15 protein-coding genes are annotated in these 14,768 nt (G+C 59.9%); 9 read left to right on the top strand and 6 right to left on the bottom strand.

The annotated features are described in order from the left end of the window. Window positions 1–414 precede the first annotated feature (414 nt). Both EMB92_RS11375 and EMB92_RS11775 read right to left on the bottom strand, forming a co-directional pair. Entirely contained in the window at window positions 415–1,683 is a 1,269-nt protein-coding gene (locus tag EMB92_RS11375) for an ISL3 family transposase (RefSeq protein ID WP_150394977.1), read from the bottom strand. A 139-nt stretch (window positions 1,684–1,822) separates the two neighbouring features. Beyond that, window positions 1,823–2,185 (bottom strand): hypothetical protein, encoded by a 363-nt coding sequence (locus EMB92_RS11775; RefSeq protein WP_223847735.1) that lies wholly within the window; start codon window positions 2,183–2,185, stop codon window positions 1,823–1,825. A gap of 104 nt (window positions 2,186–2,289) precedes the next feature. Between EMB92_RS11775 and EMB92_RS11370 the strand changes: the two genes are divergently transcribed. Beyond that, the gene (locus tag EMB92_RS11370; protein ID WP_150394976.1) at window positions 2,290–2,697 is read left to right on the top strand and encodes a hypothetical protein; all 408 of its coding nucleotides are present in this window, start codon (window positions 2,290–2,292) and stop codon (window positions 2,695–2,697) included. Window positions 2,698–3,300: 603 nt separating this feature from the next. On the opposite strand, the gene EMB92_RS11365 is transcribed toward EMB92_RS11370, so the two are convergent. Continuing rightward, complete coding sequence (locus tag EMB92_RS11365) at window positions 3,301–4,347, bottom strand: replication protein RepA (RefSeq protein ID WP_223847734.1); 1,047 nt, start codon at window positions 4,345–4,347, stop codon at window positions 3,301–3,303. A gap of 230 nt (window positions 4,348–4,577) precedes the next feature. Next, entirely contained in the window at window positions 4,578–5,279 is a 702-nt protein-coding gene (locus EMB92_RS11360; protein WP_223847732.1) for an NADPH-dependent F420 reductase, read from the bottom strand. Window positions 5,280–5,450: 171 nt separating this feature from the next. Here EMB92_RS11360 and EMB92_RS11355 point away from each other — a divergent pair, with 171 nt between their 5' ends. The 4 genes from EMB92_RS11355 (at window position 5,451) to EMB92_RS11340 (ending at window position 8,118) form a co-directional block, all read left to right on the top strand. After that, window positions 5,451–5,972 (top strand): PadR family transcriptional regulator, encoded by a 522-nt coding sequence (locus EMB92_RS11355; RefSeq protein ID WP_150394973.1) that lies wholly within the window; start codon window positions 5,451–5,453, stop codon window positions 5,970–5,972. 95 nt (window positions 5,973–6,067) lie between these two features. After that, a complete protein-coding gene (locus tag EMB92_RS11350; protein ID WP_150394972.1) occupies window positions 6,068–6,676 on the top strand; it encodes an endonuclease III domain-containing protein in 609 nt (202 codons plus the stop codon). Between the two features lie 624 nt (window positions 6,677–7,300). Next, on the top strand, window positions 7,301–7,885 hold the full coding sequence (locus EMB92_RS11345; RefSeq protein ID WP_150394971.1) for a nucleotide-binding protein: 585 nt from the start codon (window positions 7,301–7,303) through the stop codon (window positions 7,883–7,885). After that, window positions 7,882–8,118, top strand: coding sequence for a hypothetical protein (locus EMB92_RS11340; protein WP_150394970.1), 237 nt, complete (start codon window positions 7,882–7,884; stop codon window positions 8,116–8,118). Before EMB92_RS11345 ends, EMB92_RS11340 begins: the two co-directional genes overlap by 4 nt. Window positions 8,119–8,269: 151 nt before the next feature. On the opposite strand, the gene EMB92_RS11565 is transcribed toward EMB92_RS11340, so the two are convergent. Continuing rightward, the gene (locus tag EMB92_RS11565; RefSeq protein WP_156101988.1) at window positions 8,270–8,428 is read right to left on the bottom strand and encodes a hypothetical protein; all 159 of its coding nucleotides are present in this window, start codon (window positions 8,426–8,428) and stop codon (window positions 8,270–8,272) included. A gap of 461 nt (window positions 8,429–8,889) precedes the next feature. On the opposite strand from EMB92_RS11565, the gene EMB92_RS11335 reads away from it, so the two are divergent. The 3 genes from EMB92_RS11335 (at window position 8,890) to EMB92_RS11325 (ending at window position 12,037) form a co-directional block, all read left to right on the top strand. Continuing rightward, on the top strand, window positions 8,890–10,062 hold the full coding sequence (locus EMB92_RS11335; RefSeq protein WP_150394969.1) for an esterase/lipase family protein: 1,173 nt from the start codon (window positions 8,890–8,892) through the stop codon (window positions 10,060–10,062). A gap of 430 nt (window positions 10,063–10,492) precedes the next feature. After that, on the top strand, window positions 10,493–11,086 hold the full coding sequence (locus tag EMB92_RS11330) for a recombinase family protein (RefSeq protein ID WP_150394968.1): 594 nt from the start codon (window positions 10,493–10,495) through the stop codon (window positions 11,084–11,086). Between the two features lie 702 nt (window positions 11,087–11,788). After that, a complete protein-coding gene (locus tag EMB92_RS11325; RefSeq protein ID WP_107044964.1) occupies window positions 11,789–12,037 on the top strand; it encodes a mycoredoxin in 249 nt (82 codons plus the stop codon). Window positions 12,038–12,220: 183 nt separating this feature from the next. Here EMB92_RS11325 and EMB92_RS11320 read toward each other — a convergent pair whose 3' ends face one another. Further along, complete coding sequence (locus EMB92_RS11320; protein WP_150394967.1) at window positions 12,221–12,691, bottom strand: Hsp20/alpha crystallin family protein; 471 nt, start codon at window positions 12,689–12,691, stop codon at window positions 12,221–12,223. Between the two features lie 1,334 nt (window positions 12,692–14,025). Here EMB92_RS11320 and EMB92_RS11315 point away from each other — a divergent pair. Beyond that, a complete protein-coding gene (locus tag EMB92_RS11315) occupies window positions 14,026–14,622 on the top strand; it encodes a sugar O-acetyltransferase (protein WP_223847739.1) in 597 nt (198 codons plus the stop codon). The last annotated feature ends 146 nt before the right edge of the window (window positions 14,623–14,768 follow it).

Here is a 14,768-nt window from a genome sequence, read left to right as displayed (position 1 = left end):
CGATAGTCCACTATTTTCAATACGATAGTCCACTATTTTCAATACGATAGTCCACTATTTTCAATACGATAGTCCACTATTTTCAATACGATAGTCCACTATGCCAAGTTGCGAAAACTTGAGATTAATACGATAGTCCACTAAAAATCAATACGATAGTCCATCATTTTGCGGAGTTATCCACAGGTTTTGGGACAGTTTTGAGACACTTCGAATCTCACAATGCGGACAAAAAAGTGAGATTTTTGACTGTTTGCCCGGGCGTGTCGCGAGTGTGAGGCGGACTGTTTTTGCACTTTCGAAGCCAGTGTTGTCCCATGGTTTTCAATACAAAAGTCCATCTTTTACTACGTTGTCATAAAAATGGCTCTTCGGGTGTTTGTGTGGGTGTGGATCATTGGTCTGGCCTGCTGGTTATTGGCGTCCGGGGAGTTGGAGGTTGAGTCCGCCGCATTTGAGCATGACGAGGCTGATGAGGTTGTCGAGGTTGCGGTAGCCGTAGCCGATTTTGATGGTGGTCTTGATCTTGTTGTTGATGGCCTCGAGTCTGGCGTTGGATAGTCCTCTGCGGATGGTTGTGAGGATGTCGAAGTGGCGTCTGGCGATCTTCTCTCCGAGCTGGACGAATCCGGGGATGCCGGACAGGAACGCGTCCGCGGCCCATTGGCGCAGCAGGGGCGCGGCCTCGTCCGCCGTCTGCTTGAGGATCATCCTGAGGCGTTCCTTGAGCTTGTACGCCTCCCAGAGGGTCTCGTTGGTGTTGGCGACGCATTCCAGCTGCGCCTTCTGCCCGGCGGTCAGGTCGCTCTCGTTCTTCAGCAGCGCCCAACGCGCGCCCTTGATCGGGTCCTTGGCGCCTTTCCGTGCCGTGCCGGCCTTTCTGGCCTCGCGCCATGCGGCGGTGCGGACCTTGTCGAGCGCGTCGGTCGCCCAGGACACGATGTGGAACCCGTCGAGGATGCGTTCGGCCATGGGGCACCAGCGGAACGCGCACTCGTCGATCCACCGGGCCCCGTCGCCGGTGATCACCCGGATGGAGGCGCGCTGGGCCGGCGTCAGCTGCTGGAAGAACAGGTCGAAGACCTTCTCCCCGTGCCCCGGGTGCATCCAGACCACGCGCCCGCGGTTGTGGTCGACGACGACCGTCATGTACCTGTGACCCTTGCGGTAGCTGGTCTCGTCCACGCCGATGGAACGCAGACCGTCGAACAGGCCAGCCCCCTGTTCGGCCCGCAGGTCGTCGGCGACCCTCTTGCACACGGGTCCCACGCTCTTCCAGTCGACGCGCATCAGCGCCGACACGGCACTTCTGGACGCGTGCACGCTCAGCCACGCGACCTGTTGCTCGAAGTCGTACGTGTACGCGCTCTTGCGTCTCGCCCACGGCACCATCGCGACCGTCACGCCATGCTCGGCGCAGGTCACGCGCCGTGGCGCGTACTCCAGGAAAAGCCTCGCGCAGCCGATGTCGAGATGCCGCCACCGTCGCGCGGGCAGACGGTCATACGGCCGGCCACGCCCGCCGCATTCGGCGCACCGGCCCGTGCCCCTCGCATACGGGCGGACCGGGACGACGACGATCTCACGGCCGGCGCGATCCCGTTCGATGCGGGGCGTGCCGATCACGACGTTGGCGGGCAGGTGCAGCATGCGCTTGAGCGCGCCGGCTGATATGGTGGGCACAGGCGTTCCCCTGTTCTTCGGTTCTATTTCTTGGCGGAAACAAACCTAACAGGCGAACGCCCCTTCCATACCCGCACACACAAAAGCCCCGGCCACGACGCCGAGGCTCAACACCCCACCACACAAACTGGCGAAGGCTCTAAAAAAATACTACATGCGATAATGGTGCCATGAGCATGACGATGAGGTTTGGCGGTTTTGGGTCCGGGGTACGTGCATGGGTCTCCTGAACGGTTGGATCGCTTGCGGCTGCGGCCATGGGTGGCGCATGCGCGGCGCATATCGCCATCAATGAGCGTTTCACATGTGCCGCACTGCATGGCTGGTCGCCTTCGGAAACTGGAACTGCGGAGTCGGCCGTACGGCAGTGCGCATCGGATCCATCGATCGCGTGGATACTGGCGATGGTGGCATTGGCGTTTGCGCTCGTCGTCGACGCCTTGGTGGCGAGGTCGGCACGGAACCATTCCGGCCCGCTTTGGACATCCTGACTGGTCGGCACGAACTGGACGCCGTTCCTGGTCTACGGCGCCGGCGTATGGGGTCGCCCACGGCCTGACATCCGGTGTGCGGTTCGGAAATGCGAATATATGGCTGATTTCCGCCATGGTTATCGCCGATGCCATCGCCGTCTCGGCGAACACCATTGAGGGGATGTGCACGCTGCGGATCGATCGCGAGAACGGCGTCGTCACGCCGGTCTTACGCATCGGTCTTGATGCCTCGGCACGTAATGTCATCCTGTGGGTGGCTGCGATCGACATCGTGGCAGCGATCCAGTTCGGCGATCTCGGCTTGAAGATCGCCGGGACGAGTCTTCCGGTGATCGTCCTGTGGGTGCCCGTACTTGCCTGTTCCGCGGTCGTGGTGCTCGCGATCCGTCGTTCTCGTCCATCACCGGACGGCTACGGCAGGGCGTTGATCGCCCAGCGCGTGCCGGCCGTCGTGGTCGCGGTTTGCATGATCGTCGCGATCCATTCGGATACGGTGCGCGTCGAGGCGTTGCTGTCCTGACGGAGGTTGGACGATAGTCCACCAAATTGCACTTTCCGGACGATCCGGCAGGCATGAAAACGACTCGGATGACATTGCGGCAGCGGCGTTCATGGGCATGGTCGATCTGTCGTCGCGACGAATGTGATGGACCTTTGCATTACCTCACATGCCGACGTTCGACGAGGCTTTTTTCGTTGCGATTCCAACGTTTTCGCGTATATGTGCCGAGCGTTCGCGCTGGATGTCGGCCATTACAAAGGTCCATCACAATGACAATCGGCGGCCTTCTCGACAGCCGTCGAGAAGGCCGCCGTGACAGCGTTTCCGTGTTTTCCTGAACCCAGGCAGAGGTCGCCGATGCATTCGGATGCATCCGAATAGTGAAACAGGTGGACTATCGTACAATCCTGTGTTTTCGTTGAGATTCCAACGAAAACACAGCGAAATCACCGTTGATCACGTCTTGTCGCAAGCCAGAGGCGTCGGAACGGCATGGGCCCGAGGCGTCTGCCGGCCAATACGATGGTCCACAATTTCGTCTGGAACGCCTGCCATGGGACCATATGCCGCAGGCGATTCCGTCCAGTCGCCGGGTAGGTCGAACCAGAACTGCAGAATCGGCTATTTCCCGCCGTTTTCGGATGGACTATCGTATTGGTTCAGAGCCGGATTCGAAGCTGGATCCACCGCGTCCGGCACGTCCTGTCCCACGGTCTCATCCATATACTCGCCGCCGATCAGGCGACGTGCAGCGATAGCGGTCGGACTCGGGTGCAGGGTCACACCCTTCTCGTCGACACTCACATGGACGGACGGGTACACATCGCGAACCTTGGCCAACGCTTTGCGGAACTTCGCGCGGAAGTTCTGCTTGCTGCTGATGCTGTCGCCGAACCGCTCGTACAACCAGTCCCAGGTGACGGGGAGGTCATGACGGAGATTGCGCATGCTGCCGGTCAGCCACACATAGGTGTCGTACGGCAGCACGCTGCGGCCGGACAGAAGCAGCGAGCTCGCCCGCGTATCAAACGGAGCCGATTCGCGCGCCAGACGCTCGTACACCTCCTTGGTGAGGACGAAGGCACTGCCGGAGAACGCGGCGTTGGTGTCGCTCTCCTTGAATCGGACGGCCTCGACGATCGGCAGGCTGATCATGTCGTGCATCTTGCCACCGGAGAAGCCTGTGGTCTTGCGGATCGTGATGTGGCTGGACAGCAGCAGACGCAGCTGCTCTTGGATCTTGTCGGCGGTTTTGCCACCGCGCTGCAGGCCGAGCTCGTTGCACATCTGCCAGATCGATGGGATGGTGATGGTGCGGGTCTGCGGGTCGACGTATTCGGTCTTCATCTTGCCGGCTGTGCGAATCTGCTTGGCGATCCACGCCATGATCAGTCGCGGATACTTGCCATAAGGAAACTTGCGCTTGCGTTCCTCAGGATCGATGCCGGCCTCGAGCACGTATTCGAGTGTGCCGTTGGTCTTGCTGACGAAATCGGTGTCCGTCGACGGCTGGGTGGGCGGAAACAGCGTCGAGGTGAGGATCGAGTGACCATACCAGATCTCCTTGCTGTCCGGCTCGCGCCGTTCGATGTCCGCAAGGGTCTGGGGCCGTATCAGTGAACGGCCTGGACCTGTGCTCTCCTCGATCGTCTTTCGCTTGTTCGCCATGCCCATAATCGTACAGTCCAGCGGAAGCGCCAACACGCAATATTTAATTAAATATATAAATAATTAATTATTTAATTAAATAATTAATTAGATTGGAAGGATTTGAGATTCATGCACGGCTTCATTTCACCGCTTTCGTCATGCAAGAGGCCCGTACGGCTCATGTCGCGTGGGCCTCATTACACCGGCCGGTGGTTGGGGAAACGTTCTGGTCAACCAGAAGGCGGTGACTACTTGACGACCTTGAAACCGCCAGTCCACGGAGTCTGCTCGGTCACGCCGAGGATGATCTGCAGGGCGCCGTAACCCTCGAGGTACTGGGCGCGCTTGAGCGCTCCGGCGTCGACGGTCTTCAGGCCTCCCGCCTCAACGAACGCCTTGACGGCGTTCTTGGCGTCCTCGTCGTCGCCCGCCAGCTGCACGACGGTCGGGGCGCCGTCGTTGACGCCGGCGGCCAGAGTCGCGGCGAACGTGGTGTTGAACGCCTTGACGATCTTGGACTGCGGCAGCTTGCCGGCGAGGTACTCGGCGGCGGAGGAGGCGCCCTTCGGCAGGGCGAGATCGAAGGTGGTGAAGTCGATCGGGTTGGACACGTCCACCACGGTCTTGCCGGCCAGCTGGTCGGCGTAGGTGGAGACGACCTCGCCGTAGGCGGGGAACGGCAGGGCGAGGACGACGACATCGCCCGCGATCGCGGCGTCGCCGAACTTGCCGGCGGTCACGCCGTCGGCTGCTGCTGCCGCCTTGTCGGGATTGCGGTCTATGACCTGGACGGCCGCCCCGGACTTGATGGCGATGCCGGCGACAGCGGATCCGATGTTGCCTGCGCCGAAGATGGTGATGTTGCTCATGATTGCCTCCCTGTGGATGTTCCAGTGCCGTGTGGCGTGCGTTTCGTGGCGTCGGCTCGGGGATCGCCCTGTAGCTTCCACGTTGGTTATCACTATATGACTCCTTTTGGGATATTTCAAGCTGAAATATATCAACTAAATATATATCGCAATGAAAAACCGTTGGAAAGTCGGCGTTTGCCGGCAATTCCCTTCGCTGTCGCCATCGGCGTGTTGGCCTGAGATATATCACTCTGAGGTATTATGTGTGGCATGAACATCGTGGAGATCATGACTCTGGGATTCCTATCGGAGGAACCGCTGTGCGGCTACCGACTGCGCAAGAAGATGGAACAGCTGCAGGGATACGCGCGCGCGTTCAGCGACGGTACGCTGCACTCCGTGACCGGCAAGTTCGTCAAGGCGGGCTATCTGGGAGAAAGCTTCAGGGTGGTCAACGGCCGTCGCCTGCGCGAGTTCCATCTGGAGCAGGCCGGTCGTGACAAGCTGATCGACGAGCTCAGCAATGCGGACGGATACATGCTCACCGACATCACCAAGTGGTCGGTCGTCATGTCATTCCTGTCCGTCATCCCGGACGAGGAGAAGCGGCGCGAGGTGCTGCGACGCAGACTCGCGGTGCTCGACGGGGATGCACGCCGCATGTACAGCGACGGCGAGGGACCGATCGACAACGACAAGCTCACCGACAAATACCGCATCGCGATCACCGCCATTCATGACGCGGAGATCGAGGCGGAATACAAGTGGCTGGAGAAGGAACTCGGCGAGTGACTCGACGGTCCGGTGTAGGCTGCACCGGTCGTGTCAACCGTCCATCGCGTGGTGGGCATCCTGGTCCCGAGTATATCGAGCGGCTGTACGAGACCATGGAACGCGAGATCGGGCCCACGAACTGGTGGCCGGCCGAGACGCTGTTCGAGATCATGGTCGGAGCGGTCCTCACGCAGAACACCGCATGGATCAACGTCGACCGGTCGCTCGCGGCGCTGAAGGCGGCCGATGCGCTCGAGCCGCATGCCATCGTCGCGCTGAAACCCGAGGAACTGCAAGAACTCATACGCCCATCCGGGTTCTACCGAAACAAGGCACGCACACTGCAGTCGCTGAGCCAGTGGTACATCGAACGCTGCGACGCCGATCCGACCGGCGCAGCGAACATGACGGATGACGAACTGCGCTCCGAACTGCTGTCGCTGTTCGGCATCGGCGGCGAGACCGCCGACGACCTGGTGCTGTACGCGTTCTCCCGTCGCGCGTTCGTCGCTGACACCTACGCGCGACGTCTGTTCGCGTTCCTTGGGTTCGACGTGCCGGTCGGATACCCGGCGTTCCACCGGTCGTACGCGCCGGCGGTGCTCGCCACCGGTCTCGACGTCGATCAGCTCAAGGAACTCCACGGTCTCATCGACGAGTTCGGCAAGGCCTACCGCAACGACGACAAGGCCGGATCGTTCCTCGCCGGATTACGTTACTGATCGTCCCCACGGCTCCTCGGTGTCAGGTGGCGGCCTCGGTGTAATTCCGGTGCGTTGGCCCATCAAGAACGAGGCCACGCATGTAGACGGATGATGGCGGCTTCTTGGCTCTACTGTCAGTAAGGTTCGTTCGGTGCTGGCACACCTAAATCCCCACGAAAGCACCCGAGTGACACGGAAGAAAACGGCGTCATTTCAACGAAAATCCACTCGGAAGCTGCAGCGATCGCAGCCGAGGCGCGGCTGAGGGCCAAAACCGAGAAGAAGCGCAGGGCATTGTTCGATACCGCAGCGAGTGAGAATACTCGACAGACGATGGGGAGACGCAAGAATCGATTCGGGTGAAGATCACCGTCAGTCACTTCATTGGATCGTCTGCCTATGACCGTCAAGCGGCATCCATGGAAAACCGTCGACTGTCGGATGCTGACTTCCGGAGAGCTCTGAAGGATGAAGGCGCCCATTGACCGAGAATTCTGCAATTACAGAGATCGACGGTTCTTCCTGGTAGCGAATCCGTCTGCAAAGTCGGATTCAGATGCAGTGACTTCTTCTCCGTCGTAGATGCATTGTGCTAATCTGATAATTAATTAAATAATTAATTAATTATTGAAAGGGGCGTCCGTGAGGATCACCATCGCGAATGCCAAGGGCGGAGTCGCCAAGACCACCACGGCCATCTACCTCGCCGCGGCGGCTACCATGCGAGGACTCGACGCCAGAGTGCTCGACGCCGATCCGCAATCGTCCGCAAGCCTGTGGGCCGACCTCGCCGACGACAACCATGACCCGCTGCCCTTCGACGTCGCGCCGGCGAACCTGTCGACGCTCGGCCGACTCAGGCCCGAGGCCGGCGAATGGTGTTTCGTCGACGCGCCGCCGTCCGGCCGTGTGCTCGAGAAGGCGATCGAGGTGGCCGACTTCGTCATCGTCCCGACGTCGGACTCCCCGATCGATCTGCAGCAGGCATGGGCGACGCTGCAGGCGGTCGACGGCAAGGTGCCGGCGGCGGCGCTACTCGTGCGCGCCGAGATCGGCACCACCGCATTCAAAGACACGATGACGGCGCTCGAGAACAACGACACCCCTCGGTTCGAAGCCGTGGTGCACAAGCGTCAGGAGATCAAGAAGTCCCTGGGCTGGAATCCCACCAAACTGTACGAATACGGTGACGTGCTCACCGAGCTCATCAAGGAGGTCAATCAGTGAAAGGCAACATGAAGGCGTACAAGCCGGCGTCCGAGGATCGCGAGATCAAGGAGATCCGGGACGTGTTCCGCAAGGACGACGCCCCAACCGACGATGAGAACCCGTTGGTCATGACCTCCATCCGCCTGCACGCCAAGACCCGCGCCGCCGCCAAGGTGTATGCGATCGAGCATGGCATGAAGATGCAGGAGGTCATCGAGAACGCGCTCTCCAAGTACATCGGCGAGCGGTGAGGCTCGATGGAATCGTGGTATTTCGGTAATTAATTAATTATTTAATTAATTAATTATGTAGGACGGCCTCGGATCAAGGATCCGTGCCGGCCTTTTGCATGACCAGAGGTGTGCGGGAGACGTTTCGTCGTCGCGCTGCCGCGGTACCGATCTACCGTAGATCGTCGTGATGCTGGTATGAGGCGATCGGCCCGTCCGACGACTTCCAGCCGTCGTCGCCGTGATACGCATCGGGCATGGACGCGGAGGTCCTCACCTCGGTCTTCAGCAGATACGCCTCGGCGAAATCCAATGTCGTGAACACCATCATGAACCTCCTTTACGTGAGTCATTCCCCTACCGCCGTACGCGATGGCGGCGCAACGGTGGCCCCTCCGTCGTTGAGGACCATGTAAGCACGGGGCTTCGGTCGCCACAAGAGGCGACGCATACGAAGATGCTATGGCCTGTTCAAGGCGGAGGCGATGACTTATGAGTACTGACGAGTATGGCGTGCGAGCCTGCGCGGCCGATCGGCCTCAGGTGGATGTTTCCTTTGATTCCGGTAACGGTACGGTGTGCGGTAATTATTTAATTAAATAAATAAATATTTAATTAAATAATTACCGCACTGGGACATCGCTCCGTCGTGCGGGCGACGGACGGAGGACGCGGGTTCGGACGCATATCAATCAACCGGACAACGACATCGCTCCTACACTTGGGAATCGGGAACGGTCGGATGATTGGAGGACGGTCATGAGCGTGCAATCCCCTTCCCCCTCATTTCGGATGCCCGGCAGGTTGCGGGCGCTGAACATCGGAGTCTGGCTGCTGCGGGTCTTCTGGTGGACGACGCTGATCGCGACCGTCGGGCTGGTCGCCGCGGCGTTTGCGATGATACCGCATGACTGGCCGGCATGGGCCGCCATCGTGCTGTCCGTGATCGTCGTGGAATCGATCGTCTTCTGGATCGGCATCATCGCCGTCTATCTGACCAGCGTCCAGCTGGGGCTGAAGATCCGGGTCATCGGCGTCATCTGCGGGTGGATACCCATCGCGAACCTCGTCGCGCTGCGGCTGATCATCCGCACCTGTCGTGAGGAAGTCCGGTTCGAGGGTGACAAGGAACGGCTCGACGCCTCCCGCGCGGCCTACCGGGTGTGCGCCACCCGATACCCGATCCTGCTGGTGCACGGCGTCTTCTTCCGTGACTCGAAGGTGCTCAACTACTGGGGGCGCATCCCCGGCGAACTGGAACGCAACGGCGCGACCGTATATTACGGAGGCCATCAGTCGGCCGCGTCAGTCGAGGACGCCGGTCGGGAGCTCGCCGCGCGCATCCGCCGGATCGTCGATGAGACCGGGTGCGGGAAGGTGAACGTCATCGCCCACTCCAAGGGCGGACTGGACATGCGTTGGGCGATCGCGCGCGAGGGGGTCGGCGGGCTCGTCGCATCGCTGACCACCATCAACACCCCTCATCGCGGCTGCGGATTCGCCGACTACCTGCTCTCCAAGGTCCCGGACGGCGCGAGGCACCGTGTCGAGGCCACGTACAACGTGGCCGCCGCCAGGCTCGGCGACCCGAACCCGGACTTCATGGCCGCGGTGAGGGATCTCACGCAGTCCGGATGTGCGCGCATCAATCGCGAGATCGGGCTGGGGTCATTCCCGGGCATCGTCTGCCGCAGCGTGGGATCACGCCTGCTGCATGCCACCACAGGCAAGTTCCCGCTGAACTTCACCTATCCGCTGGTCAAATGGTTCGACGGGCCCAACGACGGACTCGTCTCCCGGCCGTCGTTCCCGTGGGGCGACGACTTCGTCTGGGTCGAGCCGACCGGAAACCGCGGCATCTCCCACGCGGACATGATCGATCTGGACCGCGAGAACATCCCCGGATTCGACGTACGCGAGTTCTACGTGGGGATGGTCGCGGACCTGAAGCGTTGCGGACTCTGATTCGCCGGTCACCCGCGAGCCGATTGCCTGATGTCCTGATGCACGGGGAAACGAAAAGCCCGGCCGGTGGGCCGGGCTTTCAAGGAAAAGAAAGGAGAGAGAAGAAAGAAGGGATTCAGTTATCGCGGTCTGTTGTGGCCGTGATTCATATATAACCGCATGATGTTCAACGCATCATGGGTGCAGTCTGAAAGTTTCTTGAGAATCTACGTTCCCGGCTTGGTTTCTGGTTCGCGACGATGCCGTGCCGGCGGTCATGCGGAAGGTCGACGATTCCCCTCTACGATTCCCGAAAACGGTCGTTTTCGATACGATTTCGGAGCCGCATCGCGATGTCGCCGAAACGCCGTGTGAAGGATTCTCAAAACCCATCCCAAAATCAATGTCCCAAAACTCATCTAACTTGTCGGGTTATGGTACGTTCGGTGGCATGGAAAAGCGATTCGGATATGCCAGGGTGAGCACCGCGGGCCAAAGCGCGGATCTGCAGATCGACGCGCTCGAGCAGGCCGGGTGTGATCGGATCTTCATCGACGCCGCATCGGGCGCGAAGGCGCACCGACCGGAACTCGACCACATGATCGAGCTGTTGCGCGAAGGGGACGTGGTCGTCGTCTGGCGGATGGACCGGCTCGGGCGCAGCATGCAGAACTTGGTCGAGCTGATGAACCGGTTCCAGGAGCTGGGCGTCGGATTCGTGAGCCTGACCGAAGCGATCGATACGACCACGCCGGGCGGCATGCTCACGTTCAATCTCTTCGCCGCGCTGTCGCAGTTCGAGCGTGATCTGATCCGTGAGAGGACGCAGGCCGGACTCGAGGCGGCCCGTGCGCGCGGCCGTACCGGCGGCCGTCCGGCGAAGCTCGACGAGAGGCGGATCGACGAGATCCATCGCCTGTACGACTCGAAGACGCTGACCGTCAGGCAGATCGCGGAACTGATGCACGTCAGCCGATCCACCGTCTACCGGCTGCTGGAGGAGCGGCGCACCGTGAAAGCTCGTAAAAGTGTCACGGCCGAATGAGCTGGAAGGAAATCGGATCTGGTATGCGGGAAGCAAGTACGCGTGTGAGAAGTAAGGCAACCAACGACCAATTAATGAATGACCAACCAACGACCATCAATCAACGTGCAATTACAACAGCGAATCGTAAGTTGCAGACCGGCTGTACCACGCTGGTGGCCGGTTCGTGTCTGTGATTGAGGGAGGGAGAGTAGGGAGCGGAGCGAACGAGCCCTTGCGATGAAGGCAAGAGCTCGCGAAGTGAATGATCACTCGATGGACTGTGACGTCGGTCGGTCGATCGGTCGCCTCGCTTCACTTTGGTGGGTGCCATTACCAGTTTTTTGTCTTTTTCCCACGACGGCGGCGAATCCCCGCGGAGCGTCTTGTGTGAGATGTCGGCCAGCCCGTTTATGCCATCTGCTGTCCGCGAGGTCTGTTGGGGATGCTCTACAACGAGCGACACCGCCGAGCTCGGCGCGTGTTTATTGGACGACGCGACGGTGGACCCGAGGGGGCGGATTTTCGTGGCGGACTGGCCCAACACTCCACGGTCACGAGCACGTATTACCAGTACGTGGTATACTCGCTGTGTATTTGTTTGTTTGGCCTCGACTTTACCAGAGTCGAGGCCGTTTTTTATATATAGCGTGTTGATCGTTTTTCCCGTGCGTCTGGCGGGGATCGACCGGATTACGTGATCATCAGGGAAGGAGCTCGGGCATGGCCATTGAAGTGTATGGAGCGGATTGGTGCGGCGACTGCAAGCGCGCGAAGGCGGCGCTGCAGGAGTTCGGCGCCGAATACGTCTGGCATGATCTGGAGAGCGAGGAGGGCGCCGCAGACAAGGCGGTGGCTATCAGCGGGCAGATGCACATCCCGGTCGTCCTCTACCCCGACGGCGCGTTCCAGGTCGAACCGTCGTCGACCGACATCAGGAACAAGCTCGGCGAGCTGGGACTGCTCAAGTAGTCGTGCAGTCGCATTGAAAGAAACGATGAAAAATGAAGGGCGCCCTCACGACTTGTCGGGAAGTCGTGAGGGCGCCCTTAGGCTAGGCTTTGTTTCCCGTCGTCCGTCGACTCAATCCGGTCGGGACGTATAGACGGGCGGCGTGCCTGCGTGGTCTGCGCGAGCCGATGCCACGTTGAGGTATCAGCCCTCGATGGCGATCTGGTGCTTGGGCTCGACCTGCGGGGCGGCCTGCATCTTCGGAACCTGGATGCACAGCGTGCCGTTGTTGTACGAGGCGTGAATGTCGGATTCCTTGACCTGGTCGCCGACGTAGAAGCTACGAGAGCAGGAGCCCGCGTAGCGCTCGCGACGCAGCCACTTGCCGCTTTCGGACTGGGCGTCATCGCTCTTGTCCTCATGCTCGCCGCTGCGGGTGGCGGACACGGTCAGGTAGCCGTTGTTAAGCTCGAGGTTGATGTCTTCCTTCTTCATACCGGGCATGTCGATGTCGACGTCGTAGCCCTTGTCGGTCTCGCGCACGTCGGTGGACATCATGTTGGCGGGCATGACGGCGCTCATGCCGCTGTCCGTGTTGCGCCAACCCTCGAAGAACGGGTCATCGAACAGATCAGAGAACATCGTGTCATTCATCAAAGCCGGAAACATTGCCATAATCGGTACTCCTTGACTAGGAGGGAACGCGGCTTGGCTACCGTCGCACCCCGCGCCGCCTGCCGTGGCGGCGTTCGCGCGATGGATATCGTGGCCGGTTCCGGAACCTCTCCCGAGGCTCTCACCTTCGCCTTTCACTTCCCTCAATTCCCGCGGCGGGGAATCATTCCGGTGTTTTACCCACGGTGAACATCGGCGGGGAATCGCGGGGATTCACCGGGATTCGGCCGGAGGAAACGCTGGATGGCAGCCGAGGCGACTGTCGGGATAGTGGTCGGGGCAACGAGAAAGCCCGGCTGATCGGGCCGGGCTTCAAGGAGAGAGAGGAAGAAGAAAGGATTTGGGTTCGCGCTCTGGTCATCACCGCCTTTTCGTTGTCGTTCGTGGTCGTTGGTTCATATATAACCTCGCGAACTTCAACGGATCGTCCGTGCGGACTGCGAATCGCATGGGAATGCGGTTCCGGAATCATGGGAGACGGGGCATGGGCTATCAAAGGTGCGTCAAAGGTGCGCGAAACGAGATGAGCCCGGCGGATTGGGCCGGGCTCATCTCGGAGAGAGGAAGAAGAAGAGAAGAAGAAAGGTTCAATTATCACCGCCTGTGTGGCTGTGATTCCATATAACCGCATCGTATTCAACGCCTCATGCGTGATTCCTGAGAGTTTCTTGGAAACGGTGTGTCGCTCGTGTGCATACGACTTTCCGGCTATGGCGCATACGGGATGTTCCACCCGCCGCGCTGCATCACATTCCTGCCGTGACTTATCAGAACATTCCGTCACAATGGCGCAAAGAGCACAAGACCAGATGGAGGTGGATCGTGAACATTCGTACAGGCATCCGGGACGTCCGGTCGAACGCATGCGTGATCTTGGTCGGTCTTACGTACGCTCTATTTCTGGCATCTGTATTAGCGAGCATCCTCTTTGACGGCAGATACACTATGGCCGCTGTGTTGATGATCAACTTCTTCATCCCGCCGGTGTTGCTGATCGCTAACGGCGTGTATGCATCACGGGCAGAAACCTGCAGACAACCATGGCGTGCGGCGCTGTTCCCGATCCTGATACTTCTGTATCGGGGCACAATGCTCCGCAGGCGAGGCGTGCACGGCGATCACCGGCGACTGGTATCTCTCCTGGACGCCGCTTGACCAGTTCGGATGGTTCGTCATGTGTTCTCCGTCGCGTCGTTCCTCGGATTCGTCGTCGTGTCGGCTACCGGTTACATCGTCTCCCCATATGATGGATATCATGAGTGCAGTCTCCGGCATGGAAGCCGGAACCGACGACAGGAGCGACCATGACCATGCCGCAGCGGGTATTCGACATCATGCATTCCCCGGGAGTGTACTTCTGGGACGAGAGGACGATGGGTGTCGCCCAACGTGAGCAACGTGACCTGCTGTACGATATCAACGCCCTGCATGCCGACGATCCCAAGCGCAAGAAGCTGCTGAAAGCCTATTTTGGTTCGATGGGCGAAGGCGTATGGATCGAACCTCCACTGCATGCGAATTGGGGATGCTCGACGCATCTGGGCGACCATGTGTACGCGAACTTCAACCTTACGCTCGTCGACGACGGCGAAATCTTCATCGGCGACTATACGATGCTCGGGCCGAACGTCACTCTTGTGACGACCGGTCACCCGATTGACCCGGATCTGCGCCACAGGGTCGCACCCGCTCAGTTCTCTGAGCCAATCCACATCGGCAGCAATGTGTGGATCGGAGCCAATGTGACCGTGCTTCCAGGCGTCACCATAGGAGACAATTCTGTCATCGGCGCGTGCAGTCTGGTCACGAAGGACATTCCCACCGATTCGGTGGCCTTCGGATCGCCATGCCGGGTCGTGCGTGCGATCAATGACCATGATCGCAAATTCTATTGGCGGGATCGACGTATCGGGGACAGCATCCGGTCCTGACACGCGAATGGCTCGTGACCACTTGAGAGTGGTCACGAGCCATTTCTTCTCTTCGTATGCCGAGTGTGGTTTGGTGTGTGGGTATGGGTTGGGCCCCGGGAGCTGTTGCTCGACCGGGGCCCAACTATGTTTGGTAGCGGCGACGT

This window comes from Bifidobacterium callitrichos (genome assembly GCF_008698085.1).
In the GTDB taxonomy this organism is placed as follows: domain Bacteria; phylum Actinomycetota; class Actinomycetes; order Actinomycetales; family Bifidobacteriaceae; genus Bifidobacterium; species Bifidobacterium callitrichos.
Note: the sequence above shows the minus strand (reverse complement) of the source record. Positions and strands in the feature narration are given on the sequence as shown.